General features: G+C 71.4%; 3 protein-coding genes. 1 reads left to right on the top strand and 2 read right to left on the bottom strand.

What is annotated here, in order from left to right:
* Positions 1 to 655 precede the first annotated feature (655 nt).
* Positions 656 to 2,572 carry a molecular chaperone HtpG gene (gene htpG, locus ACFXHB_RS00015; RefSeq protein ID WP_380570943.1) on the bottom strand — a complete coding sequence of 639 codons (1,917 nt, stop codon included), beginning with the start codon at positions 2,570 to 2,572 and terminating at the stop codon, positions 656 to 658.
* A 191-nt stretch (positions 2,573 to 2,763) separates the two neighbouring features.
* A complete protein-coding gene (locus ACFXHB_RS00010; protein WP_380570942.1) occupies positions 2,764 to 3,828 on the bottom strand; it encodes a Gfo/Idh/MocA family protein in 1,065 nt (354 codons plus the stop codon).
* Between the two features lie 755 nt (positions 3,829 to 4,583).
* Between ACFXHB_RS00010 and ACFXHB_RS00005 the strand changes: the two genes are divergently transcribed.
* A complete protein-coding gene (locus tag ACFXHB_RS00005) occupies positions 4,584 to 5,900 on the top strand; it encodes a DUF6271 family protein (RefSeq protein ID WP_380570940.1) in 1,317 nt (438 codons plus the stop codon).
* The last annotated feature ends 73 nt before the right edge of the window (positions 5,901 to 5,973 follow it).

The following is a 5,973-nucleotide window of genomic DNA, read 5'->3' as shown; positions in this document are numbered from 1 at the left end:
CTTTGCTATCTGGGGGGGTCTGTGCTGCTGGTGGGGGGGGGGGGGGGGGGGGGGGGGGGGGGGGGCCCGGCCCTAGTGCGGGGGGCGGCGCCCCCCCCCCACCCCCGGACCCGGGGGTCGGGATCAGACCTGGACCATGCAGTCCCACGGCAGGTACAGCGCACGCGCCGTGCTGGTCAGGCGGACCGGGCCGGCCTTGCGAACGACGATCTTCTTCATGACGGACACCTCCTCTTTCGCATTCCTCGACGGACTTACCGGGTTCAGCCATGAGCTGAGATGAATGACCGTTTGACGTTCAGTCACCTCAGCTTGGCCAGGCACCAGAGTGCTGACGATGTGGTGATCGCGTCAAGGGATCGAATCGACCGATTCAGGCGACCCGGCGGCGCATGGAGTGATTCCGCAGGTCGCAAGCGGCGCCGGAGAAGCGGTATCCGAGATTCCGGGCGGGATCAACGCCGCCCGACCACCAGGGGCCACGCCACTCTATAAACTGAAATGAATGCCGAGACGGCGATGACCACCTCGGCCGAGGCGCCGGACGTCCGGTCGAGGGGTGCGCGGCGACTCGCACGCCGCCGGGCGGGACACGGACGGGTGCGAGCGCGGGCGGACCGCGGAGGTGGGGTGCGGCGGGCCGCACCCCACCCGGTCACAGGGTGCGGGTCAGGCGCTCCGTCAGGAGCCTGGTGAAGCGGGCCGGGTCGGGCAGGTCACCGCCCTCGGCGAGCAGCGCGCTGCCGTACACCAGCTCGGCGATCTCGGCCAGCCCGGGGTCGTCGGCGTTCGCCTCGTGCGCCGAGCGCAGCGCGGTGATCAGCGGGTGCGTCGGGTTGAGTTCCAGGATCCGCTGGACCGGGGGCATCGACTGCCCCATCGCCCGGTACATCTTCTCCAGGGTCGGGGTCATGTCGTGGGCGTCGCCGACGATGCAGGCCGCCGACGTCGTCAGCCGCGACGACAGGCGGACCTGCTTCACCTGCTCGGACAGGGTCGTCGCCAGCCACGGCAGCAGGGCGGTGAACTCCTGCTCGCGCCTGGCCTTCTCGCCCCCGGCGTCCTGGTCGCCGTCCTCCGGCTCGTCGAGGTCGACCTGGCCCTTGGCGATGGACTGCAGGCGGTGCCCGTCGAAGGCGGGGACCCGGTCGACCCAGACCTCGTCGACCGGGTCGGTGAGGATCAGGACCTCGAACCCCTTGGCGGCGAAGGCCTCCATGTGGGGCGAGTTCTCCACCATGGCGCGGTCCTCGCCGGTCAGGTAGTAGATCGCGTCCTGGCCGTCCTTCATGCGCCCGACGTACTCGCGCAGGCCGGTGGGCCGCTCCGGGTCGTACGTGGAGGGGGCCGACACCAGCTCCAGCAGGGCCTCGGTGTTGTCGGTGTCCTCGATCAGGCCCTCCTTCAGCACCCGGCCGAACTGGGTCCACAGCTTCGCGTAGCGCTCGGCGTCGTCGGCCTGCACGCCCTTGAACGCGGCGAGGACCTTCTTGACCAGCCGTCGGCGCACACCGCGGATCTGGCGGTCCTGCTGGAGGATCTCGCGGGAGATGTTCAGCGACAGGTCGTGGGCGTCCACGACGCCCTTGACGAAGCGCAGGTAGTCCGGCATCAGCGCTTCGCAGTCGTCCATGATGAACACGCGCTTGACGTACAGCTGCACGCCGCGCTTGGCGTCGCGCGAGAACAGGTCGAACGGCGCCTGCGACGGGATGAACAGCAGCGCCTCGTACTCGAAGGTGCCCTCGGCGCGCATGTGGACGGTCTCGGCCGGGGGGAGCCAGTCGTGGCTGATCTGCTGGTAGAACTCCTGGTACTCGGCCTCGGTCACCTCGCTGCGCGGCCTGGCCCACAGCGCCTTCATCGAGTTGAGGGTGTCGACCGTGCGGGTGGTCGCGCCGTCCGCGTCGGTGCGTTCGGCGGCCATCCGGATCGGCCACCGGATGAAGTCCGAGTACTGCTTGACGATCTGGCGGATCTTCGCCCCGGCCAGGTAGTCGGCCAGTCCGTCCTCGCTGTCGGTGGGCTTGAGGTGCAGGGTGACCGAGGTGCCCGCGGGCAGTCCGTCGACCTCGCTGATCTCGTAGGTGCCCTCGCCGTCGGACTCCCACTGGGTGCCCGTGTCGGTGCCGGCCCGCCGGGTGCGCAGGGTGACCCGGTCCGCGACCATGAACGCCGAGTAGAAGCCGACGCCGAACTGGCCGATCAGGTTCTGCGCGGCGGCGGCGTCCTTGGTCTCCTTGATCTTCTCCAGCAGGCCGGCGGTACCGGACTTGGCGATCGTGCCGATCAGCTCGACGATGTCGTCGCGGGTCATGCCGATGCCGTTGTCGCGGACGGTCAGCGTGCGGGCGTCCGCGTCCACCTCCAGGAGGATGTGGAGGTCGGAGATGTCGGCGTCGAGGCCGGAGTCGATCAACGACTCCAGCCGCAGTTTGTCCAACGCGTCGGAGGAGTTCGAGATCAGCTCTCGCAGGAAGATGTCCTTGTTCGAGTAGATCGAGTGGATCACCAGCCGGAGCAACTGACGTGTCTCGGCCTGGAATTCCAGCGTCTCGACGGTGCTACCCACGCGGGGCCCCTTTCCGGGAGGAACATGGTGAACGGTTACGGCACGTGCCCGGGTGACTCCCCGTCGGCACCGGAATGATAGGCGTCCCGCCGCCGGGCGGCCGCAGGGCGGGGTGCCGGGGGCGCGCCGGCCCGCGCGGGCTGTCGACTCGTTCCCACCCGCACGGGCCGGGCCGGGGGCACCCGGCCGGGTCACTCCCCCGGGAAGACCACACCCAGGTCGCGGCGGACACCGTCCAGGACACGCATGATGTCCAGCGTCTCGGAGAGCGGCATCAGCTCGGACTCCAGCCGCCCGGCGGCGACGCACCGGGCCGCCTCGGCCGCCTGATAGCTCAGGCCGCCGTCGCGTCGCACCGGGACGAAGGAGTCGATCGGCGTGTTGTCCCGGCCGACGAGACGCACCCGCGCGGACCCGTAGAACGGCCCGTCGATCTCCAGACGACCCCGCGTCCCCGAGATCGACGCCGTGGTCGGGGTGACGGCGAAGAGCGACGTGTTCAGCACACCGTGCGCTCCGGATCCGCCGGTGACGACGATCGTCGTCTGGCCGTCGACCCCGGTGAAGGCCTTGGTGCCCACCGCGGTGACCGAGGCGAACGGCCCGAGCACCAGGGAGGCGAAGGAGACCGGGTAGACGCCGAGGTCCAGCAGCGCCCCGCCCGCGAGCTCCGGAGCGAACAGACGGTGCGCCGGGTCCGGCTCCATCGCCTGCCCGTGGTCGGCGAGAACGGTGTGCACCTCCCCGAGCAGCCCGGCGTCGAGCACCTGACGGACCACGTCGATGTGGGGCAGGAAGCGCGTCCACATCGCCTCCATGAGGAACACCCCGCGCCTGCGGGCCGCTTCGATCAACTCCTCGGCCTCACGGGCATTGCGCGTGAACGCCTTCTCCACCAGGACGTGCCGGCCCGCCTCGACCGCCCGCATCGCCTGCTCGAAGTGGCCCGAGTGGGGCGACGCGACATAGACGATGTCCACCTCGTCGTCCTCGACGAGTCCGGCGTAACTCCCGTGGGCCCTGGGGATGCCGAACCGGTCGGCGAACGCACGGGCCCGCGCGGCGTCGCGCGAGCCGACGGCCACCACCCGCTGCCCGGTGTGCGTCCGCAGCGCCTCGACGAACGCGGCCGCGATCCCCCCGGGGGCCAGGACCCCCCAGTTCAGCGCCGGGGCCTCGCGGGGTGAAGGGGTCCGCGGTGCGGGCAGCGTGATGCGCGCCGCCCCCTCCGGGACGACCGGCCGGTCCTGCGTCATGGGGGTTCCTCTCGATCGCCTGTGCGTACGGTGCACGCGCCGCCATGGAATCCGCCCGCGCCGCCGTTCGGCAACCCCCGACCGGGAACCGGCCCGCCCGGACCAGGCCCTCGGCCCCCGGCCGAGGAGCCCCGCCGAGGAGCCCCGCCGAGAAGCCGCGCCGAGAAGCCGCGCCGAGAAGCCGCGCCGAGAAGCCGCGCCGAGAAGTCCCGCCGAGGAGCCGCGCCGGCGAGTCCCGCCGAGGTTCGTCCGAGGGCAGGGGGTCTTGCCCGATCGGGCAATGTCGGCGTGCGCCGCCCCATCCCTGAAAGCATCCCGTTGACACCGAAGTTGGTCTAGTCCACCGTGGTGAAGCAAGGTCATCCACCGGAGTCCGACGGAGGCCCGCGACCCGGCGCCGACACCGCCCGGCGCTCCCCGGCCCCCTCAACTCGGCTGCCTCACAGCAGCTTTGAGCGAGCCGTGCGACACTGCCACGCCTTGGTCCTCGGACCGGCAGCTGGATCCGACGATCGATGGGAGACGGGCCGCATGCGCAGGACCTGCTCGGCCCCGCCGACCGGACCGGCCCGTCCCGCCGCGATCGCGGCCACCGGCGGGGAGACCGCTCCGCCGGGCCCGCCGTGGATCACCGACCTCACGAGCGGTCCACTCCCCGGTGGCCGACCGGCCGGAGCCGTCGGCCGGAACCCCGCTCCGAGCTGAACTGACCCCTCCTCTCACCCATCTGACGATCAGACGGAGAACCCAGCACCATGCAACGAGTCTGCCTCGCCCTGCCCACCATGCGTCCCTGCCCCGGCACCATCGTGGACCTCGCCGAGGAGGCGGCCTACGCCGTCGCGACCTTCGGGGTCGAGGTGCACCTCCTCGTCCTCGACACCACGGACGCCGCCGGATTCGCGAAGAACGCGGACGCCGTGGCCTCCCTGGCCCCCACCCCCGGCGTGTTCGTCCACCACCTCGGCAACGAGCAGCAGCGGGAGTTCCTGCGCGGGGTGGCCGAGCGCTCCGGCGGCGCCGACCCCGCGCTGCTGCTCGACCTGATGCTCCCGGACGCCGTCGCGTACGGGTCCTGCGTCAACCGGCTCTTCCTCGGCGCCGCCGCCCTGGGCTGCACCTCGGCCCACCTGCGCAACGACGACTTCGACTACCAGGTCGTCGACGGCCGGAAGATGTTCCCGATCCACCACGAGCTGCTCTCGATCGGCCGGCCGGCCGGCGAGGCGGTGGCCGGCGTGTCCCGCTCCGAGCTCGACCCCGCCGACGCGGACAAGCCGGTGATGCTGGTCAGCGGCTCCTTCATCGGCGAACTCAACGTGGACATCGGCGAGATCCACGAGCTGGACCCGGCCGTCTACCGCGAGATCGTGCGCCTGTGGACCCCGCCGGTGTGGCCGGAGGAGGACCGGGACGCGATGGTGGACGTCTCCTTCAAGGGCGCCGGCGCCGAGTCGTTCAGCTCCGACGAGTCCGTCCTCGGCGTGCCCGACATCTGGGACGTCTACATGTGCAACATCGCCCTGGACCACCGGGCCTACGAGGTGCTGCCGCTGCTGCCCTCGATCGAGACCATCGGCTGCGACTACGCCCTGCTGCACGCCCTGGTCCACTCCCGGCTGCCCGGCGTCGTCCACAAGCGTCACATCGTCAACTACTACACGCCCGAGCGCCGCATCGGCGCCGGCTTCATCTCCTACCAGCTGCGATTCGTCAAGTTCCTGCTCTCGATGCTGTACCTGTACCCGGTCTACGGCGGGATGATCGACCTCGGCCGCGGACTGCTGGACGAGCGGCACGAGCTGAAGGTCGAGCCGATCGTCGACCTGGTCCGGGGCAGCGTCGACTGGGACCGCGCCGGGAACGAGCACTGCCTGGACGTCCTGGACCGCTCCTACCGCAAGCTGGGCGGCAAGTACGCCGAGCTCGCGGACGTGGTGGCCGGGCAGCGGCAGCGGCTCCTGGACGAGGCCCGGGAGGACGCCGAGCGCTGGGCGGTGCTGGTGGAGTCCTGGGCCGGGATGGTGGCCGCCGCCCGCGCGGAGGGCCTGCGGGTCGGCGCCGACGGGTGAGCGGGGCCGTCCTGGTCGGGTAGCCGGCCCGGGACGACCGGGCCACCGGCGCCGGGGCCGCCCGACCTCGGGC

Source organism: Kitasatospora sp. NPDC059327 (assembly GCF_042752535.1).
In the GTDB taxonomy this organism is placed as follows: Bacteria; Actinomycetota; Actinomycetes; order Streptomycetales; family Streptomycetaceae; genus Kitasatospora.
This window is presented reverse-complemented; position numbering and strand designations above follow the sequence as displayed.

Bases quoted from the DNA above. Each gene is read 5' to 3' on its own strand.
- ACFXHB_RS00010 (WP_380570942.1), bottom strand. From the start codon at position 3,828: ATGACGCAGGACCGGCCGGTCGTCCCGGAGGGGGCGGCGCGCATCACG.
- ACFXHB_RS00005 (WP_380570940.1), top strand. From the start codon at position 4,584: ATGCAACGAGTCTGCCTCGCCCTGCCCACCATGCGTCCCTGCCCCGGC.